Here is a 24,794-nt window from a genome sequence, read left to right as displayed (position 1 = left end):
CAATATGAAAACAAATAACAAGGCAGGCTTTACTTTAATAGAGCTAATGACTGTAATCGCTATCATGGGGATTTTGTCTGCTATGGCTTATGCTTCATACAGCTCAGCAATGACGAAAGCAAAACGTTCAGAAGGAAAATCTGCGTTGATGAAGTTGATGCAGCAAGAAGAGCGCTTTTACACGCAAAATAATAGTTATATAGTATTTTCTCAGGCGTCCAGTGACGCAAACGAAAAGAAATTTAATTGGTTTTCAGGAGATTCCGCAAGGAAGAGTGCTTATGAAATCAGAGCAACTGCTTGTAACGGGGATACGATACAAAACTGCGTTTTATTGACGGCGACACCTGGAACTACGAGTGTTGATGGCAACTTTAAGGATAAAGTTTGCGGTAACCTGACGATAACAAGTACAGGCATAAAAGGTTTTACCGGTACAAATGGAACCAAAGAAGAGTGTTGGTAAAATGGAAAAAACATTCAAATATGCTCTCGCCGGAGGTGGGTTTTCTCTGGTCGAGTTGATGGTGACAGTTGCGATTGCTGCTATCTTAATGGCAATTGCGGCGCCAACTTTTAGTATTTTCATTGATAACCAAAAATTACTGACCACGGCAACGGAATTCTATTCCGCAGTTAATATGACGAGGTCTGAAGCAATTAAAAGAGGCGCCCAAGTGACGATTGCGGCAAATGATGGAGTCGCCTGGACTTCAGGGTGGACAGTGTTTGTCGACACAAATGGAAATGCTCGTCCAGACGCAGGGGAAACGACAATATTTACCCATGATGCCACTTCCAAAAAAATGGTAGTGACGGGCCAGTTCACGGACGGCACATCTCCTTATATCTCTTATACTGGCAATGGCCGAAGCAGGACTAATGCGAATAGCCAACAGCCTCAAGCCGGGACTATTTCATTCAAATTGGGAGCGGCAACGCGGCGGGTAAAAGTGAATTTTTTAGGACGTGCGCGCATTTGTAATCCTGATACCGATTTAAAAACCTGTGCGGATAACGCTACGGGAAATTAGTTGATATCGTTATAATGATTTTTAGCCGAGAGCAGGGTTTTTGTGAGAGATTTCAGTGATCGATCAGGAATATAAAAACCTGCTGCTTAAGCTCAATAGGAAATGTTTCATGTCGGAATAGGGGAGAGGTTGTACGTTTTTCCTTAACCGGAGAGGTACCTAAACCGGCAATTCAGCACTATCCGGCAGGTGAGGCCCGAATATTCCCATCCAACATCCAGAGAGAGCGACTCCTGGATATAAAATGTGTGCAGAATAAAAAAGAGTTACAAGCATAAGCGAGTAACTCTTTTTTATTTTCCTACTTATTTGGCTCCCCGACCTGGACTCGAACCAGGGACCTGCGGATTAACAGTCCGTCGCTCTACCGACTGAGCTATCAGGGAATAGAAGAATTTTATATCTTCGTTTAACTTTTTACGCACAGTGATTTGTTATTAAGTTCACTGCTTACTTCGAATTCTGTGGCTCCCCGACCTGGACTCGAACCAGGGACCTGCGGATTAACAGTCCGTCGCTCTACCGACTGAGCTATCAGGGAACAGAGACAAAGATTATATTCGTTGCCCCTTAACTTGTCAACGACTCAAGCCATTCAAACTCACAAAACCTTGGCGATGGCATCGATGACGTTATCGATGTTTTTGCTATTCAACGCCGCGACGCAGATGCGTCCGGTGTCAACGGCATAAATGGAATTACCCTCACGGAGTTTGCCAACTTGTTCCTTAGTTAAACCAGAATAAGAAAACATACCGCGTTGCTGAATAACAAAATCAAAGTTGTGAGTCGGCGCTTTTTCTTTCAGTTTTGCAACGAAAGCGTGGCGCATTTCACGTATGCGGACGCGCATGCCGGCCAACTCTTCTTCCCAAAGTTGGCGTAATTCTGGCGTGGCTAACACGGTCGCGACAACTTGTCCGCCGTGTGATGGTGGATTTGAATAGTTTGTACGAATAACGCGTTTTAATTGCGACATGATGCGTGCTGCTTCATCTGCGCTGGATGCAGCAATACTGAGCGCACCAACGCGTTCACCATAAAGCGAGAATGATTTGGAAAATGAGTTAGAGACAAATAAGGCACCGCCTGCTTCAGCGAAACGGCGTACTACTTTACCATCCGCTTCTATGCCATCACCGAAACCTTGATATGCCATGTCCAGGAATGGAATTAAACCGCGTTGAGTGACGACTTCGATGACTTGTGTCCATTGATCATCCGTCAGGTCTGCGCCGGTTGGATTATGGCAGCAGGCGTGCAGCAATACGATAGAGCCGGCTGGCATGGTTTTCAATGCATCTAACATACCTGCAAAATTAACGCCACGGGTATTGGCGTCATAGTAGGGATAGTTGTTGACTTTGAATCCGGCTGATTCAAACAGGGCGCGATGATTTTCCCAGCTAGGATCGCTGATCCAGACTTGTGATGTAGGTGCAAAGCGTTGCAAAAAGTCTGCGCCCAATTTCAATGCGCCTGTACCACCAATTGCTTGTGCCGTAATCGCACGTTTTTCCAGAACCACAGCACTGTCGGTACCAAAAACTAATTCCTGCACTGCTTTATCGTAGGCGGCGAGCCCTTCAATCGGTAAATAAGTACGTGGAGCATATTTTTCGATCAGAATCGCTTCAGCCTTTTTTACACACTCGAGCAAAGGAACCTTGCCATTGTCATCGTAGTAAACGCCAACACCAAGATTGACTTTTGCTGGATTTTGATCCGCGTTGTACGCTTCAGTAATACCCAGTATCGGGTCGCGAGGTGCCATCTCGATGGCGGAGAACAGAGGAGAAGAGGTAGGAGCAGTCATGATAATATGGAAAATTATCTGCCGTTGCCGACAGTAATGGTTGGAGTGATAAAAATACGAATGTTATAGGGCTTACGTAAAATTGTTCAGGCTAGGTATGCTGAGCAAGACAGTGTTATCAGTATGGATGGTACTAATCAGTTGACGCGTGGATAGCGCGTTTTCACGTTTGTTTTGCGTAAATCCTATCAGCCTCATATTCTAACAAAGGTAATAGAACCATGGCGGTCGCACCTGTGAATTCAGTCGCTTTATCTGATCAATTGGATGAAGCAAAGTTTATATCGTTTCCAGACTCTCCTTACCAGTTATATCAGTTGTTTCAGCCAGCTGGTGATCAGCCAGCTGCCATTGCTCAGTTGGTGGAGGGCATCAATGACGGACTATTTTTTCAAACTCTGCTGGGGGTGACGGGCTCAGGTAAGACGTACACGATGGCAAATGTCATCGCAAGAACCGGCCGTCCGGCGATTATATTTGCACCGAATAAAACTCTGGCTGCTCAGTTATATAGTGAGTTCAGGGAGTTTTTTCCGCGTAACGCGGTTGAGTATTTTGTGTCTTACTACGACTACTATCAGCCTGAAGCCTATGTACCCCAACGGGATCTGTTCATTGAAAAAGATTCCGCGATTAACGAGCATATCGAACAGATGCGCTTATCGTGTACCAAATCATTAATGGAGCGTCGGGATGTGATTATCGTGGCAACTGTGTCAGCCATTTATGGTATCGGTAATCCTAACGAATATCACAAAATGATTCTGACTTTGCGTGCCCGAGACAAAGTCAGTCAGCGTGATGTTATTGCTCGTCTGATACAGATGCAGTATTCGCGCAATGAAGTTGATTTTGGTCGCGGTACTTTCCGGGTACGCGGCGACACCATTGATATTTTCCCGGCTGAACATGCTGAACTCGCGGTTCGCGTGGAAATGTTCGATGATGAAATCGAAAACTTGCAGCTGTTCGATCCACTGACGGGTCGTATTAAGCAGAAAATTCCTCGTTTCACCGTATATCCGGGTTCGCATTATGTAACACCACGCGAGACGGTTTTGCGGGCGATAGAAACCATTAAAGAAGAGTTGCGCGAACGCCTGGATTTCTTCCGTCGGGAAAACAAGCTGATTGAAGAACAGCGTATCGAGCAGCGAACCCGCTTTGATCTGGAAATGATGGCGGAGATAGGTTTTACAAAAGGGATTGAAAATTATTCACGCCACTTGAGTGGCGCCAAAGCGGGCGAACCGCCACCGACGCTGGTCGATTATTTGCCGGCAGATGCGTTGATGTTTCTGGATGAGTCGCATGTGCTGACCGGACAATTGAATGGCATGTACAACGGTGACCGGGCGCGGAAAACCAATCTGGTCGATTACGGTTTCCGCTTGCCTTCAGCACTTGATAATCGTCCGCTCAAGTTCGCTGAATTTGAAAGCAAAATGCGGCAAACCGTGTTTGTATCTGCGACACCGGGAGATTACGAGCACCAGCATGCCGATCAGGTGGTGGAGCAGGTCGTGCGGCCGACAGGATTAGTCGATCCCGAAATCGAAGTGCGGCCAGCGTTAACGCAAGTTGACGATCTGATGGGTGAAATCACCGACCGCGTGAAGAAAAATGAGCGGGTACTGGTCACGACCCTGACCAAACGCATGTCGGAACAGTTAACGGAATTTTTAACTGAGAACGGCATTAAAGTTCGTTATTTGCACAGCGATATTGATACCGTTGAGCGGGTGGAGATTATCCGTGATTTGCGTCTGGGTACCTTTGACGTATTGGTAGGTATTAACTTGCTGCGTGAAGGGCTGGATATTCCTGAGGTTTCACTGGTGGCGATTCTGGATGCGGATAAAGAAGGCTTTCTGCGCTCTGAGCGCAGCCTGATTCAGACCATTGGTCGTGCGGCCCGTAACCTGCACGGGAAAGCGATTCTGTATGCCGATAAGATTACAGATTCTATGCGTCGCGCCATGGGCGAAACCGAACGTCGTCGCAACAAGCAGCTAGCATTCAACCTCGAAAATAATATTACTCCGACAGGTATCCGCAAACAGATTAAAGACATTATCGATGGCGTGTATAACCAGCAGGAGGCGAGAGATGATCTCGTGGCGGCGCAGGAGCAGGCAAAATACGAAGTCATGAGTGAGAAGCAGATCAGTCGTGAAATAAAACGTCTGGAAAAACTGATGCTGGATCACGCAAAAAATCTGGAGTTCGAGAAAGCCGCACAAGTCCGCGATCAGCTCGCGCATTTGAAACAGCAATTGTTTGGTGCTGGCGGCAGCGATAATGTGCCCGTCTGAAGACGGAATAAGGAGCTATTATTAGATGCGGGTGATACGGAATCCGCCGTATCACCTGTTTCCGTTATTGCGTTCTTGAGGGCTGGCGGGGCGCCATTCAGCCGTCACAGCGATATGTTCTTAATACTGCCAGCGTTTATGTCCAGCTTCGGGTAAATCCTGCATCAGACAAACCTGATTACGCCCGGCTTGTTTTGCCTGATACAGTGCGGCATCGGCTTGTAAAAACAGATCGTTTTCAGTTTTGCAGCAAGGGAAATCCGAGATGCCGCCGCTGAACGTGAATTGCTTATTTTCTCCCGGCCTGGTTTCAAAAATGATGTTGCTGAACGCCTCGCGCATCGCGTCCAGCTTTAGTTTGCCTTGTTCGCGATCGCAATCCCAGAATATCACCACGAATTCTTCGCCACCGAAACGGCTCAGCAAATCATGCTCGCCAAGCAATCCTGAAAGTACCAGCGATAAACGTTTAATGACGATATCACCGAAATAATGTCCCCAGGTATCGTTGATGAGCTTGAATTTATCGATGTCGAGAATGCCATAGGCGAGGCACTTTCCTTCGCGATTGGCGCGGCGTATCAATTCCTGCGCTTTCTTTTGCAAACCGATTTTATTCAGCAGACCCGTTGCGCGATCACGGCTAATCAGATCTTTGCTGGCGCGGATTTTATCGATACGATTCAGTAGCAGGCGGGTCAGTACATCGTTGTCCGTCTTTTGTATGATTTCATCGAAGCCGCTGTCGAGCGCGTGCCGAGCGAGCACGGTATTCGCCTCTTGTTGCAGCATGATGATTTCACGACTCTGATCGAATTCAATGTTCTTTTTTAATACCCGCACCAGTGCTTCTGTATTCAAAAAATGCGATTGATCGATCATGACGATATCGGGCTGCATTTCTTTGACTTTGACATGTAACGAGCGTGCATCCTGCGAATGTAATAGCTGCACGCTGTGCTCGGCTAGTAACTGTGTGTTGAGCGGCACGATCTCGCCGAGATAAACGATCACATTGGTTTCGCCGCGTTTGTGGCGGCCAAAAAGATTGAATAGTTTATCAACCAGTACTTCATTGCTGATTGGCTTTTCAGCGTAGGCCAGGCAATTACTTTCAACCAGCTTTTGTTGTAGTAAGAAGCGTTCTCCCTGCCTTACCGTTTGCAGATAGACATAGTTATGGTGGCCTGGCAGTCTTTGCAACAGATCGCTGAGGAACATGGTCTGACGACGCTGCTGCTGCATATCGTTTTGCATGTTGTAGAGCACGTCGAGATCAATCACAAATAAATCCTGATCGCTCGCATTTTCGACGGCAGTGACAAAGTCGCTCATCTGATCGAAAAAGTGTATGTCGAAATCATACTTATGCGCGCAGAGCAGAAGTTCTTTTTTATTGTCTTTGATGAAAAAGGTCTGTGCCAGCAGTTTTACCTGATTCTTAAATAACAACCCTGCTTCTGCCATTGCTTCTCCGTATGTGCGCCAGTCGGCGTAACACCAATAAATGAAACCATGTTGCTGTGTTGAATTTTATACGAGATTGTTCAGCGTCTTCTATATGCAGGCTGAAATATCCGATTTCTTCATCTGCGAAGCACGATTATGGCGTAAAAAAGACAGGCGTACGTTGTTCGTCCGCCTCGGCTGCAATCGCAGGTGCGTAGTCGCTTTCGCAGTAAGTGGTGGAGTTGTTGCCGAACGCAATCTCGGACGGATTTGACGAAATGTAGTATCCCGTCATTACCATCAGAAGATCAATCCGCTTAACAATCAGTTTCCGCTTTTAACCGATAACAGGAGACATCATGGCTGCAAAAAAAATTCTTATGCTGGTAGGGGACTTTGTTGAAGATTACGAAGTGATGGTGCCGTTTCAGACGCTGCTCGCCGTTGGTCACGAAGTACATGCCGTTTGCCCGGATAAAAAAGCCGGTGACTACGTTGCGACGGCGATTCATGATTTTGAAGGCCAGCAAACCTACACAGAAAAACCCGGGCATCGTTTTATTCTGACGCATGATTTTGCCAGTATCAATGAGCATGACTACGATGCCTTGTTGATTCCCGGCGGCAGGGCACCGGAATATCTGCGCCTGAATCCACGCGTGATCGAGATTACACGCCATTTTGCACAGCAACAGAAACCTATTGCCGCAGTCTGCCACGGTGCGCAGATTCTGGCTGCGGCGAAGGTGTTGGATGGCGTGCGCTGTTCAGCCTATCCCGCCTGTCAGCCAGAGGTGGAGCTGGCTGGCGGCGTTTATGCGGCAATCCCTGTGACCGATGCAATCACCGACAAAAATTTTGTTACGGCACCAGCCTGGCCTGCGCATCCGGCATGGATTGCGCAATTCCTTGCTTTGCTGGGAACAAAAATCCATTTATAAAAATGGCATTGCCCGTATAATCGTCAGCAGAAAGTTTGCTTGGCGATTTGCGGGGTGCATCATGTGTGAAATTTTTGTCAAAGCCGACCCTGGCTTGTATGAATCTAAAGCGCGCTCGCTGCGCTTACACGGCGTCGTTACTTCGATTCGTCTCGAAAAACTGTTTTGGCTGACCCTGCAGGAAATTGCTGAACGCGATGGCATGAACACGAATCAACTCATTACCAGGCTCTATGATGAGTTGATTGAATATCGCGGGCATATCGATAATTTCAGCTCTTTTCTGCGCGTTTGTTGTCTGCGGTACACATCGCTGATGGTGGAGGGGGATATTTCCACCAATAAAAATCTGCCATTGGCAGGTGTGCGGGAATCGCAGCCAGAGATGGCTCGTTTTTTAATTTGATGCCTGTTTAGCAGCGGCGCAAATTCACCGGGTGCGGTCAGCCCGGTATTTTTTTGGGCGCAAGGCACATACTCCCCCCTTAATATGTGATTTTTGCCGTCATCTCCTTATAAATAAAGGGCTTCTGAATATACTCCCCCCAGTATATTTTTGCGCCATGAGTGCTGCTGATGCCACTTCTTTACTCCTGACGCCGGATTCTGCCATCCGCCATCGTTGGATAGCTCTACCGTATTTCTGTATTGCGAATGATGTTCTTGCACAGTGAGCGAATCACATCGATCTTTGTACCGCGCACAAGATGAAGATGAGCCTGATCCGGCAGTTCAGGATGTTTTTCTGGCATTTTATGCGCTAAGATCAGTGCTTCACCTGCTTAAAGGTTCGCGATGAAATGTATTTTGCTGATTATCGACGTGCAACGCGGTTTGTTTGATCACGAGCCGCGACCATATGAAGCTGATGCGGTCGTTGATCGCATCAATATTCTTGCTGACCGGGCACGCCATGCGGGAACCCCTGTTGTTTTCGTTCAGCATGAGACCGAAGACGACGAACTGGCATTTGGCTCAGATAACTGGCAACTGGAGCAGCGGTTGATTCTGGAAGACGGCGACACCATTTTGCGCAAGACTACACCGGATTCCTTTTTACGCACCGAGCTGAGCAGTCTGCTGGTGCAGTGGGGAGCCGAGTTGATCGTCATTTGTGGTTATGCCAGCGAATTTTGTGTCGATACCACCAGCCGCCGGGCAGCGGCGCTTGGCTACCCTGTGATTATTGCTGCCGATGCGCATACTACCCACGATAAAGCGCATGCGAGTGCTTTGCAGATACGCACACATCACAATGCGACGCTGGGAAATATCAGCAGCTTTGGTCCGGCGATCCGCGCGATAGACAGCCAGCAGATTGTGTTCGGAATTTGAAGTGCTACCGACAAGCAAGGAGCAAGCAAGGAGCAAGCGACGAACAATGACTGTAGGCGTCAATGGACGATGGCTTTGTCAGATGTTGTGACCCAATAAAAATGCCGGGATAAGCCCGGCATTTTTATTGGGCGATAGTGAAACTGCTTATCTCAGCTCGCTGCAACCCGCTTGGCGATGTGAGCCAGAGCTTCCTCTACCTGATCAATCAGAATCAGACACAGATCGCCTTCTTCCAGCCTGTCCATTGCCAGATTAATCGCGATAAACTCGCCATGTATTTCATCAACCCGACTGGTCTTTGAGGCATTTTTCAAACCTTCGCGCAGCAGGGCAACAACTTCGCCATCAGCACGACCGCGCTGACACTGATCCTGATACAACACGACATCATCAAAAGCTTCGCCGAGAATTTCAGTTTGCTGACGAATGTCCTGATCCCGGCGGTCACCGGCACCGCTGATCACAACCGAGCGACGTTTGGCGGGCATGGTTTCGACCGCACGTACCAGCGCCAGAATCGCATCCGGATTGTGACCGTAATCTGCGATCAGGGTAGCACCGCGGTATTGGAATACATTGAAACGACCCGGCGCATTATCCGCTTCATTCGCAAAGGTCTTCAGGCCAGTGCGGATGTGATCCCAGTCGAGATTGACGGCCCATGCCGCGGCAACTGAGGCCATGACGTTTTCAACCTGAAAGCCGATGCTGCCATTGCGGGTGATAGGGATGTCGGCCAGCCGTATGCTGTGGCGGGATTTGCCTTCGGCAGCAATCAGTTCGCCGTTTTCTATATACACGACGCGCTTACCCTGCGCACGGTGCGCTGCCATCACTGGGTGCTGGCTGTCGGCTGCAAAGAAAATCACTGCCGACGGGCAATTCGCTGCCATGCTGGCAACGATAGGATCGGCCGCATTCAGAACGGCATAACCGTTATCCGCCACGTTCTGGACGATGACGCGTTTCAGAACGGCCAGATCTTCCACCGTCGTGATGTAATTCAGACCCAGATGATCGCCGGAGCCGATATTGGTAACGACGGCAACCTGACAGCGATCATAGGCCAGACCTTCACGCAAAACGCCGCCACGGGCAGTTTCAAATACGGCAGCATCGACATCTGGGTGCGACAAAACATTACGCGCGCTGCGAGGGCCGCTGCAGTCACCGCTATCGATCTGGCGATGACCAATATAAACGCCGTCCGTATTGGTCATGCCAGTGCGTAAGCCGCTGGCAGTCATCAGATGGGCGATCAGACGTACTGTGGTGGTTTTTCCATTTGTACCAGTGACGGCAACGATAGGAATGCGGCCATCTTCTCCATCCGCAAACATCGCGCTGATGATTGCTTCACCAACGGCGCGACCTTTCCCGAACGATGGGGAAATGTGCATGCGCAAGCCCGGCGCGGCATTGACTTCGACGATGCCGCCATTTTGCTGTTCTATTGGTTTTAAGACGCTATCTGCCACCAGATCAACGCCGCAAATATCGAGGCCTATCATTTGTGCTGCAGCGACAGCGCGTGCGGCGACTTCCGGATGGACATCATCGGTCACGTCTGTCGCGGCGCCACCAGTAGACAGGTTGGCATTGTTACGCAAGACGACGCGCTGGCCTTTTGGCGGTACAGAGTCTGCTTCCAGGCCTTGTTTTGCCAGACTGGCAAGCGCGATATCGTCAAAACGGATTTTAGTCAGCGAGGTGGAGTGACCACTGCCGCGACGTGGATCTTTATTCACCTGTTCGACCAGTTGACGCACCGATTGTTTGCCATCGCCCACCACTTGTGGCGGGTCTCGACGTGCAGCGGCGACCAGCTTGTTGCCGATGACGAGCAGACGGAAATCGTTACCCGGTAAAAAGCGCTCAACCAGAATGTCGTCGCGGAACTCTGTTGCTGCATGATAGCCTGCAACCAATTGTTCACGTGTGGTAACGTTGACGGTCACGCCTTTACCCTGATTACCATCTTTAGGTTTGACCACAACAGGCAAGCCGATTTCCAGGGCGGCAGCCCATGCATCGTCAGGGCCGTCAACGGAACGGCCAAGCGGCACAGGTACGCCGGCTGCATGTAACAGTTTTTTGGTTAATTCTTTATCTTGTGCGATCGCTTCGGCAATGGCGCTGGTGCCATCCATTTCTGCTGCCTGAATTTTTCGCTGACGTGAGCCCCAGCCAAATGCGACCAGGCTGCCATCGGTCAGACGACGATAGGGGATATTGCGTGCAACGGCTGCGTTGACGATAGAGCCGGTCGACGGTCCGAGGCGCACATCTTCATCGAGTTCGCGTAACTGATCCAGCGCAGCTTGCAGATCAAACGTTGTGTTGTTGAGTGCGGCATTAATCAGCTTTTCAGACAGTTCGAGTGCGAGGCGACCAACGGCTTCTTCGGAATATTCAACAACGACCTGAAAAATTCCCTGTTCCAGGGTTTGCGTCGTGCGGCTGAATGTAACCGGACATCCCGCTTGGGCCTGTAAGCCCAGGGTGGTCAGTTCAAACACATGCGCAATCGAGATCGCATCGTTGTAGCCTGTCGGTTGCAAAATGCTTAGCTCGGGGAATAATGCACGCAAACGGTCTTCAAAACCGACCAGTTCTGCAATTGAACATTCAGCTTCGTTGCAGGCAACGATCGCTTCTACCGACGTATGATGGCTCCAGAGATTCGGGCCACGCAGGGCACGGATGCGTGATACTTCCATAAAACTTAGTCCTGTTGAAAGGGGCAGTTAATCAGGTAGCGTTGACGGATGCGATACATCTTCATCCTTAAAAGCCGGTTGCTACCTGTGATTTTTATTTAAGCAAATTTAGCGAAATTGATTGAGCGATGGATTGTTCAGCATCCCTGTTTCAATACACTGTTTTCGGGCTGGAATCAAAAGTTCTGAGCCCGGCACCGATGAGTTCCGGACTGACATTCAGCGCCCAGGCACCGGCAACTGCGGCCATGATGCTTTCAGGTTGCGCTGCTTTGGTCGGCTTCAGCGATGACAGCGGTAGCAGGGCGGTTTCTTCAGCGCCACTTGCCAGAACAATATTATTGTCGCGTATGAAAACGACACGTTCACCCGCTGCACGATGTACTTTGAGCGTGTCCAGATGTTCATCGAGTGCATAGAAAATAACTTTGCCATCACATAACTCGGCCAGATCTGCTACCTCAGGTATTGCGGCATTCAGAACAGCAGTACCGGTGCGCAGCACGACATCAACCTGCGTACGCATAATTTTGCGCATCTGCTCAGCATCGTTGATATAAAACTCACTGAGGTCTTCGTGACCATCAAAATCGGTGACGATTCCGACGCTGCACTTGTCGTAAGCGAGCCCATCCGTCAGTAGCGCACGGGCATTGGTTTCGAACACCGCTGCTTCAACTGAACGGTTAATCAGCAAACGTTGACCCGCTTCCCAATTCGCACAATTGCCGTCGGTCACCAGACGTTTGTTCAGGTATAAACCCTGACGGCTGGCGACACCAGTTTCCTTGCCTGCGATGTTCAGTAAGCCGCCTATCAGTCTCGAAATCAGATCGGTATTGCGTGTGCCAGCGACGCCGACAATTTGTATGCGACCGGTTTCTTCTTCCGCAAACAGATGATCGACAATCGCCTTGCCTACATCACGTCCTTCACCGTTTGCCGGTTTGATGTGTGCCAGCAAACCAGGGCTGGCATTGACTTCAATGATGGCACCACGTTGTTCTGTCAGAGGGCGGCTGATATCTTCGGTGACCAGATCAACACCAGCGATGTCCAGCCCAACGATGCGTGCCGCGAGTGTGGCTGCATAAGTAACATCGGGATGAATAATGTCAGTCACATCCAGTGCGACATTACCGTTGAGCTGAATTAATACTTTCTGATTTTCCTGTGGTACGGAATCGGCATCCATGCCCTGGCGTTTAAGTTCGAGTATCACTTCCGCAGCAACGGCGGGTTGAATGATATTCAGAGGGAATTCTTCGGTTGTTCCGCGGCGTGGATCAGTATTGATCTGGGTATCCACCAGTTGCTGAACGGTGGATTTTCCGTCACCTCTGATCCAGAGCGATTCGCCCTTGCCAGCGGCAACGACTTTATTCCCCACGACTAAGACACGATGTTCGTCGCCAGCGATGAAACGCTCAACAATCACGCTTTTACTGTCGCCCTTACGTGCAGCGAGATGATAGGCCGCTTCCACGTCCGCTTGCGTCATCAGATTTAACGACACACCGCGACCGTGATTGCCGTCATACGGTTTTACAACGACCGGCAGACCGATATCCTGCGCTTCTTCCCATGCTTCTTCAGCACTGCGGACGATGCATCCTTCAGGAACGGGGACGCCGCAGGCTTTCAGTAATGTTTTCGTCAGATCTTTATCTGAGGCGATGCTTTCAGCAATGGCGCTGGTACGGTCAGTTTCTGCCGTCCAGATGCGGCGTTGTGCTGCGCCGTGACCGAGTTGTACCAGATTGCCATCGGTGAGGCGTAGCGAAGGAATGCCGCGATTCGTTGCTGCATCGACGATGCTGGCCGTGCTTGGGCCGAGACAGCGTGCGTCAACCATGTCACGCAAAATACCCAACTGTGTTTCGAGATCAAATGGCTGATCCTCAATGGCGGCCATCAGTAAATCACGAGCGATTGTCAGTGCCGTGCGGCCGACTTGTTCTTCGCGGGTACGGAATGCCATTTTGTAGACGCCGGTAACACCTGTTGAACGGGTTTGTCCGAAGCCGGTACGCATTCCTGCGAGATTTTGCAATTCCAGTACGACATGCTCAAGGATGTGACCAGACCAGGTACCTTCACGCAGACGCTCCAGAAACCCCCCTCGCTCACCGACACCACAGCGATGCTCAATTAAACCGGGGAGCCATGTTATTAAACGCTCGTACAAACCCGGCAACATATTCGATGGTGTGTCTTCGAGTGCTCCGATATCAAGCCAGGTTTCGATGACTGGCCGGTAAGTCCAGATATTCGGTCCGCGCAAATGATTTACACGGAGAATGCTGATGTCTTTCTTCTTTGTCGTCATGTAAGTAATTTCTTATAGATCGGGAACAATAGACCTGATCTTGTCAAATTTAGAGCATTTTCTCTTATTAGGAAAAATTTTTGCTGAGTTTAAACAAATGCGCCTGCTGAAATTTGCCGGTATTCATTTATTCATTACAAAGCAGAATAGAAAGACGGTCTTACTGATATACTTGCGCTTTAGCGCAAACAGCATTAATCCTCTAGATCAGTTTCATCTGATTATTCTTCTTTCGATAGAATACCGTAAATTGCTGCTTCCGTGATACGGCTCGCGCCTCTAACGGATTCAAGTAATCGATTTTTTCAAAAATTCAGTCCTTGTTTTATCTTACAGGACACGCTCTTGAGCCGGAGTTTGCTTCACAATGACCACAACAAAAATCAGTTCCGAGCAGTCAGTTTTGTCGATTTCCCCGCAATGGCAAAATGAGCTGAGCAAGCAAATGACTGAAAGTGAAAACGTTTTAAGTGCTTTTGAGGTTGACCTCGACAATAAGCTGCACTTTGTGAAAGGTCTGATTGTCGTTACCGATAAAGGTATTCGTACACTTCCGGCCGGTGGGGATACCTGGCAAAGCTGGGATTACAGGCCCGGTCTTTCTCTCACGCATCATGATCACGCCGGAGTAGGGCATTTACAACTGACGGATGGGCAAGGTTTGCTGGCAAGCTGGCGCTTTACGCTGGGACAGAATCTGCATGCGATCCGGCTGTTAGATCATTTCAATGAACAATTGCAAAGCGTTCTGACTGGTCAGCCTGTGATCCGGGCGGAACAAAACATTTGCCCGAGCTGTAAGGCGGTGTTGGAGCCGGATCAGGAAGAGTGCCCAGTCTGTACGAAGGTGGTCTATACCCCTCCTTCAACCTGGACCTTGTTGCGTCTCTGGCGTTTCGCCCATCCTTATCGTGTGCAGTTGTTCATCGGTTTCGCTTTGATGCTGCTGGGAACGGCGGCGCACATGATTCCGCGTTACCTGACCAAACCGCTCACGGATGAAGTACTGATTCCGTTTCAGCACAAAGAATTTGTCGATCCTCAACTGGTGTATCTGTATATCGGCGGGCTGCTGGGATCGGCAGTCATTGCCTGGTTGTTGAGTTGGGGCAAGACTTACATACTTGCGCTGGTGTCCGAGCGCATCGGCGCTGATCTGAGGACGGCGACTTATGAGCATTTGTTGAAATTGTCACTCGAATATTTCGGTGGCAAACGCACCGGCGACCTGATGTCACGTATTGGTAGCGAGAGTGATCGTATCTGTGTATATCTGTCGCTGCATTTACTCGATTTCGCAACTGATGTGCTGATGTTTGTGATGACTGCGGTCGCGCTGTTACAGATTAATACCAAGCTGGCGCTGGTGACTTTGTTACCGCTGCCATTTATCGCCTGGATGATCCATCTGGTGCGGGATAAATTGCGTACCGGCTTCGAGAAGATAGACCGGGTCTGGGGCGAAGTGACCAATGTGCTGGCCGATACTATCCCCGGTATCCGTGTCGTGAAAGCTTTTGCACAAGAGCAGCGTGAAGCTGGTCGTTTCCGCGAGGCGAATAAACATAATCTGGCGGTGAATGACCGTCTGAATAAAGTCTGGTCACTGTTTTCGCCGACGGTTTCTTTCCTGACCGATCTGGGTATTCTGGTGGTCTGGGCTTTCGGGATCTGGCAGGTCGCGCATGAAGAAATCACGGTTGGTGCGCTGGTCGCAGCGGTGGCTTTCATCAGTAACTTCTATGGGCGTATTGATTCCATGAGCCGCATTGTATCGGTGACTCAGAAATCAGCGTCGGCAGCGAAGCGTATTTTTGACATCCTGGACCATGTTTCCAGTGTGCCGGATCCGCAGCAACCGGTCAAAGTGAAGGAAATCAAGGGGGAGATTGAGTTAAGAGAAGTCGGTTTCCGCTATGGTAACCGCGCCGTCAATCGCGGCATCAGTTTAACGATTAAGCCCGGCGAAATGATAGGGCTGGTTGGTCATAGTGGCTCTGGTAAGAGCACGCTGGTGAATCTGATTTGCCGGTTTTACGATGTTTCCGAAGGCGCAATTTTGCTCGATGGCGTCGATATCCGGTCTTTTGCAGTATCGGATTATCGTCGCAATATCGGCCTTGTGTTGCAAGAACCTTTCTTGTTCTTCGGCACGATTGCAGAGAATATCGCTTACGGCAAACCTCATGCGACGAGAGATGAGATTATCGCTGCCGCAAGAGCTGCTCATGCGCATGAATTCATATTACGCTTGCCACAAGGATACGACTCCATGGTCGGTGAACGTGGCCAGGGCTTATCTGGCGGTGAACGGCAACGGATATCGATCGCGCGTGCGCTGCTGATTGATCCACGTATTCTGATTATGGATGAAGCGACATCGTCCGTTGATTCGCAAACAGAAAAAGAAATACAAAAAGCGCTTGATAACCTGGTGCAGGGGCGTACCACCATCGCGATTGCCCATCGTTTGTCCACTCTGCATAAAGCCGACCGGCTGGTTGTGCTGGATCGCGGACAGGTCGTTGAAGTCGGCAGTCATGATGAATTAATGGCGAAGCAGGGGGCTTACTACGATTTGTATCAGGCGCAGGCCAGAAACGCAGAATTGGTTGAGGAAGAATAATCAGCATGGTTACGAGTAAATTCGAGTTACAACGCAACGCTTTTGGAAAACTCATCCTGACCAGCAGCGATGGTGAGGTATTTGAAGATGTCAGTCCAGTGCGGGCGTTTCCGATTCAGTCACCATTGATGAGCATTTCTATGGTTATGGGGGATGGGCGCGAGGTCGCGTGGATAGACCAGTTATCCGATTTGTCCGATAGTACCAGAGCGCTGGTTTTGGCGGAGCTTGAAGGGCGTGAGTTTATGCCTGAAATTCAAAAGATTCTGGATGTCTCAAGTTTTGCCTTACCGTGTACGTGGACGGTTCGTACTGACCGCGGTGATACTGCATTTGTGTTGAAAGGCGATGAAGATATTCGCCGTATCGGTAGTACGTCGTTGTTAATTACGGATAATCATGGCATCCAGTTTTTAATTCGCGATATGTTCGGTGTTGATAAACTCAGCCGGAAAATTCTGGATCGCTTTTTGTAATCAGCAAGTCAATACGTAGTTATTCCAAAGCGGGGAAACGATAAGCATATAAATTTGTTTCTCGTTCTTCCCCCGGAAGTACCAGTACTTCTTCTAAAACAAATCCCACTTTTTTGAGCAAACTATTTGATTTGACATTGTTTGGCGATGTAATAGCAGCCAGTTTTGTTAAGCCTAAATCTTGCTCAGCGTGTCTCATCGTCGCTCGTGCCGCTTCTATGGCATAGCCTTGTCCGCTATAGCGGGGTAAAAATGCGTAGCCGATATCAACATCTTTCAGCGTCTCGCGTTTGATCAGGCCGCAGATGCCTATTGCGACATGTGAATCTTTAAGTGCCACTACATAAAAACTAAAACCGCATCTGGATTGGCTTTCCAGAGGTTTCGCCAATATCCAGTCTCTGGCCTGATCGAGGTTGCGTATGCCGCGGTCGCCAATATTTTTGATCCAGCTCGGATCGTTGAGCAATTCCAGCACGAAGGCGGCATCGCTTGTCTCAAATAGTCTGATGACCAGCCTGTCAGTTGAAGTGATGTTCATAAAATAAGTGGAGTAAGTAATTTTGAGGGGGAATAGCTATTTTAACGACGCTGAGTCTTAACATTCTTTGACAATACGAACAACAGTTTCTTCTGGAAAATTCTAATCGTTTCAATACTTGAAGAGTAATATTAATCACGCTATGTGGCGGATTTATCTGATCCGTTTGCTATCCGAAATATTGTTGCTTGTTTGATCTTGAATGGAGTACGTCAGATGAAGTCGCTTAAAACCAGACTTATTGTCGTCATTGCCTTGCTTGTGACGCTGTGTACTGCGGTGCTGACCATCGGCAGCTACCTCAGGATGAAGGCGCAAATCGAGAACGATCTGAGTAATGAAATTCGTAGCGTCGCCTCTAGCTACAACGGTGTTCTGAGTAACTGGATTCAGGTCAACACCTCGATGGTCGATAGTTTATCTAAAGGCCTGGCGGAAGGTAACGACTTGCAGGCCAGTTTAAAAATGGTCAGCCGTGGCGGTAATTTTTTAAGCGTATATCTCGGGCAGCCCGATAAGACATTTACGAATTTTCCTGCGAATCCCCCTCCGGCTGGCTACGATCCAACAGTGCGCCCATGGTACAAAGCGGCGATGGAGGCAAAAAAACCGATTGTCACATCTGCTTATATGGGAGTTAATCCTCCGGGTTTAATGATTTCATTTGCTGCACCTGTGAATGGTGGCGAGGCTGGCGTCGTTGCAGCAGACGTTTTCCTGACAAAAATTGTTGAGCAGATTTTGACCATTAAACTGGCGGGCGATGGCTATGCGTTTTTACTGGACAAATCGGGACAGGTTCTGGCACACGCTGACCAGACAAAAGTATTAAAACCAGCGAAAGATATTGCCGCCGAACTGAATCTGGATAATTTGAGCAGCCTGTCGAAGAGAACTGACCCAACGCAGGTCGAGATTGCCGGTAAAACGAACTTTTTGTTCTTGCAGCCTATCAGTGGTTCCGATATGTACCTCGCGCTGGTAGTGGATAAGAACAAAGCTCTCGCTTCATTAGATCAGTTGCTGATGATTGCCGCGGGGGTTCTTGCCGTGTTGTTAGGCGTAATGGTGCCACTATCCGCATGGTTGGTTGGTCGCATGATGGCCGGTTTGCAGCGCGTGCGTGATGCGATGTCGGATATTGCTGCCGGCGGCGGTGACCTGAGTCGCAAAATTGAGGTCGAAGGGGAAGATGAAGTAGCGCAAACGGCAGACGCTTTTAACCGCTTTCTTGAGCAATTACGCGTCATGGTGGTTGACGTCCGTAAGGCGACCGAATCCATTACTGTCGGCGCGACTGAAATAGCGACTGGTAACATGGATTTATCCGGGCGTACTGAGCAACAGGCATCTTCACTCGAAGAAACTTCAGCAAGCATGGAGGAATTAACCGCCGCAGTCAAAAATAACGCCGACAATGCGCGGGAAGCGAACCGGATGGCGGTGAATGCGTCCGATGTTGCTACGCAAGGGGGCGAAGTTGTCAGCCGTGTCGTCACTACCATGCAGGGAATCTCCGAGAGCTCCCGCAAGATTGTCGATATTATCAGCGTGATTGAAGGGATTGCGTTCCAAACGAATATTCTGGCACTGAATGCAGCTGTGGAAGCCGCTCGTGCGGGAGAACAGGGGCGTGGATTTGCCGTAGTCGCCAGCGAAGTCCGTACGCTTGCCCAACGTAGCGCAGCAGCAGCGCAGGAAATAAAAAGCCTGATTGACGATTCGGTCAGTAAAGTTACCGAGGGCTCAGAACTGGTTGATAAAGCAGGTGAATCGATGATCAGGATAGTCTCTGCTGTTGATCAGGTTGCGGCGATTATCTCTGAAATTACGTCTGCATCTGCCGAGCAAAGCGATGGCATTCAGCAAGTCAATCTGGCTCTGGCAAATATGGATGAAGCGACGCAACAAAATGCGGCACTGGTTGAACAGGCTGCAGCGGCAGCCGGATCTCTTGAGGAGCAGGCAAATTTGTTGAAAACGGCGATGTCCGCGTTTCGTATGGAGCAGAGCCACGCTGCCGTGCGCCCTGCATTGGTGACTAAGGGGGCTGCATATTCCCGTACCCCAAAGCTGGATTATGACGAATAAACCGCTCTTAACTAATCTTAATTAACTAAGGGTGGCAACCACTGGCGCATGATCGGATGGTTGCTCCCATTTACGCGGAATTCTGTCGATAGCACATGCAGTACAACGCAGAGCCAGCGGTTTTGACAACAAAATATGGTCGATGCGCAGACCTTTGTTCAGTCTGAATCCCAGCGCGCGATAGTCCCACCAGCTGTATGATTTTTCCGGCTGATCAAATTGTCTGAAACTATCCGTTAGCCCTAAGTCCAGCAACGCTTGTAGTGCTGCACGTTCTTCTGGCGAGACTAGGTTCATGCCTTCCCATGCTGCCGGATCATGCACGTCACGATCTTCCGGGGCAATATTGTAATCACCGAGCAAAGCGAGTTCAGGATAACGCTGTAATTCTTCGCCCACCCAGTTTTTCAGTGAAGCCAGCCACTGCAGTTTGTACTGAAATTTATCCGAATCCAGCGCCTGACCATTCGGCACATAGGCGCAGATAATTCGCATGCCCTGTATCGTTGCTGCAATGATTCTTTGCTGCTCATCCTCAAACTGAGGATTGTTTTTCTGTACATCCGACATAGGATGTCTGGATAAAATTGCCACGCCGTTATACGTCTTTTGGCCGGTGTAGGCGACGTGATAACCAGCAGCCTCAATTTCTGCCTGCGGAAACTTGTCGTCTGTCAGTTTGGTTTCCTGTATGCACAACACATCCACAGGATTGGTTTCCAGCCACAGCAAGACCTGAGGTAATCTGACTTTCAGGGAATTCACATTCCAGGTAGTTAGTTTCATGGCACTTTGTATAAATAAAAAAGAAAGCCGCACTCTGGATTGTACTCAGAGCGCGGCCTGTCCGTGTTTCAAGCGGAACGCAAACAGTGAGTGATTATCTCATCAGGCTGCGCGGTTGATCAGGAATGTCGTGAGCAAAGGTACCGGACGTCCGGTTGAGCCTTTTGCTGCGCCGGATTTCCATGCGGTACCTGCGATATCCAGATGCGCCCAGGTGTATTTGCGGGTGAAGCGCTCAAGGAAGCAGGCTGCTGTAATGCTGCCGCCAGCCGGGCCACCGATATTGGCCATATCGGCAAAATTCGATTTCAATTGCTCGTTATACGCTTCCTCAATCGGCATGCGCCATGCGGTATCTCCGGTTTGCTTACCGGCTACCAGCAATTCAGCCGCCAGCTTGTCATGCGCCTCATCGTGACGTGTGAATAAGCCGGAATTATGGTGACCGAGTGCTGTAACGCAGGCACCAGTCAGTGTGGCGACGTCAATTACCGCCGCTGGTTTGAAACGCTCTGCATAAGTCAGCGCATCACATAATATCAGGCGACCTTCGGCATCCGTATTCAGGATTTCAATCGTCTGACCAGACATGGACGTGACGATATCACCAGGACGGGTGGCACTACCGGAAGGCATGTTTTCGCACGTAGGAATAATCGCGATCACATTCAGTTTCAGGTTCATCTCACCGATAGCGCGCATCGTGCCGAGTACGGACGCAGAACCGCCCATATCGTATTTCATTTCATCCATGCCGGCGCCGGGTTTCAGGGAAATACCGCCAGAATCAAATGTGATGCCTTTACCTACCAGTACAACCGGTGCGTCTTTGACTTTGCCGCCATTGTGTTTCAGTACGATAAATTTAGGTGGCTCGACTGTGCCGTTGGTGACCGACAGGAAGCTACCCATTTTGAGCGCCTGAATCTGTTTGCGATCCAGGATTTCTGCGACCATTTTATAATCGGTCGCAATTTTTCTGGCTGTAGTCGCCAGATAGGTCGGTGTGCAGATGTTCGGTGGAAGATTGCCCAGTTCTTTGGTCAGATCCATGCCGTTTGCCATTGCTTCGCTTTGTGATAATGCAGTTTTGGCTGTTGCAGCTTGTGTGGCATTGACTGCAATCGCGATTTTTTTGACGCCAGTAGTCGCCGTGTCTTTTTTGCTTTTCAATCCATCAGTACGGAAAGTGCTTTCGCGGAAAGCCAGAACGGTTGTGCGCACAGACCATGAAATATCACGATCTTTTACTTCCGGCAGCGCAATAACGACATCATTTGCACCAAGGTTTGCTAAACTGCGAGCCGCAGCTTGCACTGCTTGCTGAAACGCTTTTTCTGAAACAGTATCAGCAGCGTCACCGAGACCAACAAGTAACACCCGTTCCGCTGCCGTTTCTGCAACGTTGCGGAGCAATAATGAGGAACCCGGTTTGCCGCTGATATCACCGGATTTCAATGCTGAGGCGATGACGCCTTGCTTGTCCAGATTTGCAGCTGCGGCAGACAGTTTTTTATTTTCGAATACGCCGACGACGATACAGGCAGTCTTCACCGCCTTGTAGGCAGTTGAGGCACTTTTTGCGTCGATTGTTTTTATGCTAAAGTCCACTTATTACTCCTCTTGGTAAGTCTCGTAAAACAGGCATTATAATCCCTCCCATGATTTTTCAACGCTCGCTCAGACGCGAATTACTCAGTGCCGCAGGCGCCGTCTTTGCAACACTCTTCGTCATCACGATTACGGTGATGCTCATCAAAATACTCGGACAAGCAGCCGGTGGAAAAGTTGCATCTGGTGATGTACTCGCCCTGATCGCCTTCACGTCGCTGATGAATATGCCAATTCTGTTGATCCTGACTGGGTTTATCTCGGTGCTGTTGGTCGTGACAAGGGCATATCAGGATTCTGAAATGGTGGTCTGGTTTGCCTCAGGACTGAGTTTGCGCCAATGGATAGGTCCAGTCTTACGTTTTGGTATGCCTTGGATAGTATTGACAGGCTTGCTTAGTTTTATCGTGACACCATGGGCGAACCAGCAAAGTGTGGAATTTCGCGAGCGATACGACAAACGCTCGGACATTGCCAAAGTCTCGCCCGGTAAGTTTCAGGAATCATCGTCTTCGGATCGTGTGTTTTTCGTCGAAGAAGTCGCCGGTGATCTGAGTAAGGTGCAAAATATTTTTATCAATACCGTCCGCGATGGAAAATCGAGTGTGGTTGTCGCCAAAGAAGGCATGATAGAGATCGATAAATATGGCGATAAATTTCTGGTGATGAGTCAGGGACGCCGTTACGATGGTTTGCCTACAGCGCCTGATTTTCAGATGATGCAGTTCGAAAAATATGGCGTCCTTGTTTCCAGTCAGAACGGCACTATTGTCGGTGATCAGTCTGCGAAATCGATGCTGCTGACTATCTTGCTCGACAAGCCGGATGCGAATAAAAAAGCAGAATTTTTATGGCGTATTTCATTGCCGCTGATGTGTATGGCCTTGATGTTATTAGCGATTCCTCTGGGGTATGTGAATCCTCGCGTGGGGCGCTCAGCAAATTTAATTGTTGCCTTGTTGGTGGTGATTATCTATCTGAACGTGGTCAATATTTTTCAGGCGATGGTGTCGCAGGGGCGTATAGAATTTTCTGTTGCTTGGTGGCCCGTGCATCTGATTGCGATCATGATGACATTTGTGTTGTTCTTCTGGCGTATCGAAGTCAATCATCGCTGGCATCCTCTGGTGTTGTGGTCCAGAGGTAAAGCTTGTTTACGTAGCAAAGAGAAAGAAAGCGTCGCATGAGAATCTTGCAAAAATATTTCTCGGTAGAGATCGTGCGTGCCGTGCTGTTTGTGATGGTTGCTTTGCTTGCCTTGTTTTCCTTTTTTGATCTGATGAGCGAATTGCCCTCAGTGAATAAAGGTGGATATCGTTTGCAACATGCACTTTTGTATGTGACTCTTGGTATGCCCGGGTACATCTATGAATTTATGCCGATTGCAGTTTTGATCGGAACGATTTATGTACTGGCGCAGTTTGCATCGAATTCTGAATTCACCATCATGCGTGCAGCGAGTATGTCAACGGTGATGGCAGGAACGATATTAATCAAAATTGGCCTGGTGTTCGTTGCGCTGACCTTTCTGTTTGGCGAGGTGATCGCACCTTATTCGACCAAATTGGCTGAGCGCATCAAACTGACGGCCATCGGTGCTTCGGAAACGCAGCAATTCAGAACTGGCCTGTGGACCAAGGATCTGATTCGTGAAAATGGTCTGAGCGGCGAAGTGATCGGCTCGCGCTTTCTGAATGTCCGAGAAATTCTGCCTAATCGCCAATTGAAAGACGTGAAGATGTTTGAGTTTGATAAAAACTTTCATCTTGCCCGCGAAGTTACTGCTAAAAGTGCGGAGTATCAGGGCAAGAACGTCTGGCGTTTGTCTGACGTGATCGAGACTTCATTTCCCAGAACTTTATCTGCCGAAGATATTGCCAACGTTAAGAGTCAGGCATTAAGTAGTCGCGACGTTGTTTCTGAGGTGACACCTGACATACTTTCTGTCTTGTTTGCCGATCCTGATCGTATGTCGGCGGTCGATCTGGCTGCATATACGCAGCACTTGAACGACAATAAGCAAGATAGTGAACGCTACGAAATTGCGTTCTGGAAGAAAGTGACCTATCCGTTTGCAACACTGGTGATGATGGCCTTAGCGCTGCCATTTGCGTATCTGCATGTGCGCAGTGGTGGTATCAGCCTGAAGATTTTCAGTGGGATCATGATAGGCATGGTGTTTTACCTGATTAACAGCTTATTTTCACATATCGGTTTATTGAATACCTGGCCTGCGGCCGTGACTGCACTGGTGCCGAGTATTTTATTTTTAGGGTTAGCGCTGGCAGGCTTGCGCTATGTTGAAAGAAACTGATGAGCAAAACGTCGGCATTGATACTATTCGCGCATGGCGCCCGTGATCCACGCTGGGCTGGTCCGTTTCAGCGCTTACAAAAAATGACCCAGGAAGCCTCTCCGGATATCAGTGTGGAGCTGGCATTTTTAGAATTCATGTCACCAGCTTTACCTGAACTTGTGCGCCGCCTCACACAAGAAGGGATCCGCAATATCACGGTCACACCGATTTTTCTGGGGCAGGGCGGTCACGTCTTACGCGATTTACCTGTATTGCTGGATCAGTTACGCGACGAATATCCTGCACTTGAGTTGACTTTAGCAACGGCGGTCGGCGAGGATGAAACCGTGCTGAATGCGATCCGCGATTATTGTCTCAGGCAGATATAAACAAGATCGCCAGCGTTGCCGGCATATTGCTGTTAG

20 protein-coding genes and 2 tRNA genes are annotated in these 24,794 nt (G+C 49.2%); 12 read left to right on the top strand and 10 right to left on the bottom strand.

Features of this window, described 5'->3' with window-relative positions:
* Positions 1–4: 4 nt before the first annotated feature.
* Together Undi14_RS14995 and Undi14_RS14990 are read left to right on the top strand one after the other, a co-directional pair.
* The gene (locus tag Undi14_RS14995) at positions 5–466 is read left to right on the top strand and encodes a type IV pilin protein (protein ID WP_200181235.1); all 462 of its coding nucleotides are present in this window, start codon (positions 5–7) and stop codon (positions 464–466) included.
* Between the two features lies 1 nt (position 467).
* A complete protein-coding gene (locus Undi14_RS14990; protein ID WP_234030621.1) occupies positions 468–1,034 on the top strand; it encodes a GspH/FimT family pseudopilin in 567 nt (188 codons plus the stop codon).
* 310 nt (positions 1,035–1,344) lie between these two features.
* Here Undi14_RS14990 and Undi14_RS14985 read toward each other — a convergent pair.
* The 3 genes from Undi14_RS14985 to Undi14_RS14975 form a co-directional block, all read right to left on the bottom strand.
* Positions 1,345–1,420: transfer RNA gene (locus tag Undi14_RS14985), tRNA-Asn, on the bottom strand.
* 79 nt (positions 1,421–1,499) lie between these two features.
* A tRNA-Asn gene (locus tag Undi14_RS14980) sits at positions 1,500–1,575 on the bottom strand.
* A 60-nt stretch (positions 1,576–1,635) separates the two neighbouring features.
* Complete coding sequence (locus Undi14_RS14975; protein WP_200181234.1) at positions 1,636–2,850, bottom strand: amino acid aminotransferase; 1,215 nt, start codon at positions 2,848–2,850, stop codon at positions 1,636–1,638.
* 221 nt (positions 2,851–3,071) lie between these two features.
* Between Undi14_RS14975 and uvrB the strand changes: the two genes are divergently transcribed.
* Positions 3,072–5,165, top strand: coding sequence for an excinuclease ABC subunit UvrB (uvrB, locus tag Undi14_RS14970; RefSeq protein ID WP_200181233.1), 2,094 nt, complete (start codon positions 3,072–3,074; stop codon positions 5,163–5,165).
* Between the two features lie 120 nt (positions 5,166–5,285).
* Here the strand turns inward: uvrB and Undi14_RS14965 are convergent, their stop codons facing one another.
* Complete coding sequence (locus Undi14_RS14965) at positions 5,286–6,632, bottom strand: GGDEF domain-containing protein (protein WP_200181232.1); 1,347 nt, start codon at positions 6,630–6,632, stop codon at positions 5,286–5,288.
* 136 nt (positions 6,633–6,768) lie between these two features.
* A complete protein-coding gene (locus tag Undi14_RS18310; RefSeq protein WP_234030620.1) occupies positions 6,769–6,915 on the bottom strand; it encodes a hypothetical protein in 147 nt (48 codons plus the stop codon).
* 58 nt (positions 6,916–6,973) lie between these two features.
* Between Undi14_RS18310 and Undi14_RS14960 the strand changes: the two genes are divergently transcribed.
* From Undi14_RS14960 to Undi14_RS14950, 3 genes are all read left to right on the top strand, one after another.
* The gene (locus Undi14_RS14960; RefSeq protein WP_200181230.1) at positions 6,974–7,555 is read left to right on the top strand and encodes a DJ-1/PfpI family protein; all 582 of its coding nucleotides are present in this window, start codon (positions 6,974–6,976) and stop codon (positions 7,553–7,555) included.
* Between the two features lie 61 nt (positions 7,556–7,616).
* The gene (locus Undi14_RS14955; protein WP_186885653.1) at positions 7,617–7,961 is read left to right on the top strand and encodes a ribbon-helix-helix domain-containing protein; all 345 of its coding nucleotides are present in this window, start codon (positions 7,617–7,619) and stop codon (positions 7,959–7,961) included.
* Between the two features lie 389 nt (positions 7,962–8,350).
* Positions 8,351–8,890 (top strand): cysteine hydrolase family protein, encoded by a 540-nt coding sequence (locus Undi14_RS14950; RefSeq protein ID WP_200181228.1) that lies wholly within the window; start codon positions 8,351–8,353, stop codon positions 8,888–8,890.
* Between the two features lie 152 nt (positions 8,891–9,042).
* Here Undi14_RS14950 and cphA (Undi14_RS14945) read toward each other — a convergent pair whose 3' ends face one another.
* A complete protein-coding gene (gene cphA, locus Undi14_RS14945) occupies positions 9,043–11,613 on the bottom strand; it encodes a cyanophycin synthetase (RefSeq protein ID WP_200181226.1) in 2,571 nt (856 codons plus the stop codon).
* A gap of 151 nt (positions 11,614–11,764) precedes the next feature.
* On the bottom strand, positions 11,765–13,942 hold the full coding sequence (cphA, locus tag Undi14_RS14940; protein ID WP_200181224.1) for a cyanophycin synthetase: 2,178 nt from the start codon (positions 13,940–13,942) through the stop codon (positions 11,765–11,767).
* Between the two features lie 367 nt (positions 13,943–14,309).
* On the opposite strand from cphA (Undi14_RS14940), the gene Undi14_RS14935 reads away from it, so the two are divergent.
* Together Undi14_RS14935 and Undi14_RS14930 are read left to right on the top strand one after the other, a co-directional pair.
* Positions 14,310–16,568: an ABC transporter ATP-binding protein gene (locus Undi14_RS14935; protein WP_200181222.1), complete on the top strand. Its 2,259-nt coding sequence runs from the start codon at positions 14,310–14,312 to the stop codon at positions 16,566–16,568.
* Between the two features lie 5 nt (positions 16,569–16,573).
* On the top strand, positions 16,574–17,044 hold the full coding sequence (locus Undi14_RS14930) for a DUF1854 domain-containing protein (RefSeq protein ID WP_200181220.1): 471 nt from the start codon (positions 16,574–16,576) through the stop codon (positions 17,042–17,044).
* A gap of 19 nt (positions 17,045–17,063) precedes the next feature.
* On the opposite strand, the gene Undi14_RS14925 is transcribed toward Undi14_RS14930, so the two are convergent.
* Complete coding sequence (locus Undi14_RS14925; protein WP_200181218.1) at positions 17,064–17,585, bottom strand: GNAT family N-acetyltransferase; 522 nt, start codon at positions 17,583–17,585, stop codon at positions 17,064–17,066.
* 216 nt (positions 17,586–17,801) lie between these two features.
* Here Undi14_RS14925 and Undi14_RS18475 point away from each other — a divergent pair, with 216 nt between their 5' ends.
* Entirely contained in the window at positions 17,802–19,676 is a 1,875-nt protein-coding gene (locus tag Undi14_RS18475; protein ID WP_200181216.1) for a methyl-accepting chemotaxis protein, read from the top strand.
* A 21-nt stretch (positions 19,677–19,697) separates the two neighbouring features.
* Here the strand turns inward: Undi14_RS18475 and xth are convergent, their stop codons facing one another.
* Both xth and Undi14_RS14910 read right to left on the bottom strand, forming a co-directional pair.
* Positions 19,698–20,462 carry an exodeoxyribonuclease III gene (xth, locus tag Undi14_RS14915; RefSeq protein ID WP_200181214.1) on the bottom strand — a complete coding sequence of 255 codons (765 nt, stop codon included), beginning with the start codon at positions 20,460–20,462 and terminating at the stop codon, positions 19,698–19,700.
* A gap of 102 nt (positions 20,463–20,564) precedes the next feature.
* A complete protein-coding gene (locus Undi14_RS14910; protein ID WP_200181212.1) occupies positions 20,565–22,073 on the bottom strand; it encodes a leucyl aminopeptidase in 1,509 nt (502 codons plus the stop codon).
* A 50-nt stretch (positions 22,074–22,123) separates the two neighbouring features.
* Here Undi14_RS14910 and lptF point away from each other — a divergent pair, with 50 nt between their 5' ends.
* Genes lptF through Undi14_RS14895 form a run of 3 tightly spaced genes read left to right on the top strand, consistent with a single transcriptional unit; the run spans position 22,124 to position 24,758 of the window.
* Positions 22,124–23,260 carry an LPS export ABC transporter permease LptF gene (lptF, locus tag Undi14_RS14905; RefSeq protein WP_200181210.1) on the top strand — a complete coding sequence of 379 codons (1,137 nt, stop codon included), beginning with the start codon at positions 22,124–22,126 and terminating at the stop codon, positions 23,258–23,260.
* On the top strand, positions 23,257–24,387 hold the full coding sequence (lptG, locus tag Undi14_RS14900; RefSeq protein WP_186898257.1) for an LPS export ABC transporter permease LptG: 1,131 nt from the start codon (positions 23,257–23,259) through the stop codon (positions 24,385–24,387). Before lptF ends, lptG begins: the two co-directional genes overlap by 4 nt.
* Positions 24,387–24,758 (top strand): sirohydrochlorin chelatase, encoded by a 372-nt coding sequence (locus Undi14_RS14895; protein ID WP_200181207.1) that lies wholly within the window; start codon positions 24,387–24,389, stop codon positions 24,756–24,758. The genes lptG and Undi14_RS14895 overlap by 1 nt, the downstream gene beginning before the upstream one ends.
* The last annotated feature ends 36 nt before the right edge of the window (positions 24,759–24,794 follow it).

Source organism: Undibacterium sp. 14-3-2 (genome assembly GCF_016595265.1).
GTDB lineage: Bacteria > Pseudomonadota > Gammaproteobacteria > Burkholderiales > Burkholderiaceae_D > Undibacterium > Undibacterium aquatile.
The sequence above is the reverse complement of the archived record's forward strand: the minus strand, read 5'-3'. Positions and strand labels throughout refer to the sequence as shown.

What these genes read in the sequence shown, in the direction of transcription:
- Undi14_RS14995 (WP_200181235.1), top strand. Translation starts at nt 5, where the DNA reads ATGAAAACAAATAACAAGGCAGGCTTTACTTTAATAGAGCTAATGACT.
- Undi14_RS14955 (WP_186885653.1), top strand. Translation starts at nt 7,617, where the DNA reads ATGTGTGAAATTTTTGTCAAAGCCGACCCTGGCTTGTATGAATCTAAA.
- Undi14_RS14950 (WP_200181228.1), top strand. Translation starts at nt 8,351, where the DNA reads ATGAAATGTATTTTGCTGATTATCGACGTGCAACGCGGTTTGTTTGAT.
- Undi14_RS14990 (WP_234030621.1), top strand. Translation starts at nt 468, where the DNA reads ATGGAAAAAACATTCAAATATGCTCTCGCCGGAGGTGGGTTTTCTCTG.
- Undi14_RS14935 (WP_200181222.1), top strand. Translation starts at nt 14,310, where the DNA reads ATGACCACAACAAAAATCAGTTCCGAGCAGTCAGTTTTGTCGATTTCC.
- Undi14_RS14960 (WP_200181230.1), top strand. Translation starts at nt 6,974, where the DNA reads ATGGCTGCAAAAAAAATTCTTATGCTGGTAGGGGACTTTGTTGAAGAT.
- Undi14_RS18475 (WP_200181216.1), top strand. Translation starts at nt 17,802, where the DNA reads ATGAAGTCGCTTAAAACCAGACTTATTGTCGTCATTGCCTTGCTTGTG.
- cphA (WP_200181224.1), bottom strand. Translation starts at nt 13,942, where the DNA reads ATGACGACAAAGAAGAAAGACATCAGCATTCTCCGTGTAAATCATTTG.
- lptG (WP_186898257.1), top strand. Translation starts at nt 23,257, where the DNA reads ATGAGAATCTTGCAAAAATATTTCTCGGTAGAGATCGTGCGTGCCGTG.
- uvrB (WP_200181233.1), top strand. Translation starts at nt 3,072, where the DNA reads ATGGCGGTCGCACCTGTGAATTCAGTCGCTTTATCTGATCAATTGGAT.
- lptF (WP_200181210.1), top strand. Translation starts at nt 22,124, where the DNA reads ATGATTTTTCAACGCTCGCTCAGACGCGAATTACTCAGTGCCGCAGGC.
- Undi14_RS14975 (WP_200181234.1), bottom strand. Translation starts at nt 2,850, where the DNA reads ATGACTGCTCCTACCTCTTCTCCTCTGTTCTCCGCCATCGAGATGGCA.
- Undi14_RS18310 (WP_234030620.1), bottom strand. Translation starts at nt 6,915, where the DNA reads ATGGTAATGACGGGATACTACATTTCGTCAAATCCGTCCGAGATTGCG.
- cphA (WP_200181226.1), bottom strand. Translation starts at nt 11,613, where the DNA reads ATGGAAGTATCACGCATCCGTGCCCTGCGTGGCCCGAATCTCTGGAGC.
- Undi14_RS14965 (WP_200181232.1), bottom strand. Translation starts at nt 6,632, where the DNA reads ATGGCAGAAGCAGGGTTGTTATTTAAGAATCAGGTAAAACTGCTGGCA.
- Undi14_RS14930 (WP_200181220.1), top strand. Translation starts at nt 16,574, where the DNA reads ATGGTTACGAGTAAATTCGAGTTACAACGCAACGCTTTTGGAAAACTC.
- xth (WP_200181214.1), bottom strand. Translation starts at nt 20,462, where the DNA reads ATGAAACTAACTACCTGGAATGTGAATTCCCTGAAAGTCAGATTACCT.
- Undi14_RS14895 (WP_200181207.1), top strand. Translation starts at nt 24,387, where the DNA reads ATGAGCAAAACGTCGGCATTGATACTATTCGCGCATGGCGCCCGTGAT.
- Undi14_RS14925 (WP_200181218.1), bottom strand. Translation starts at nt 17,585, where the DNA reads ATGAACATCACTTCAACTGACAGGCTGGTCATCAGACTATTTGAGACA.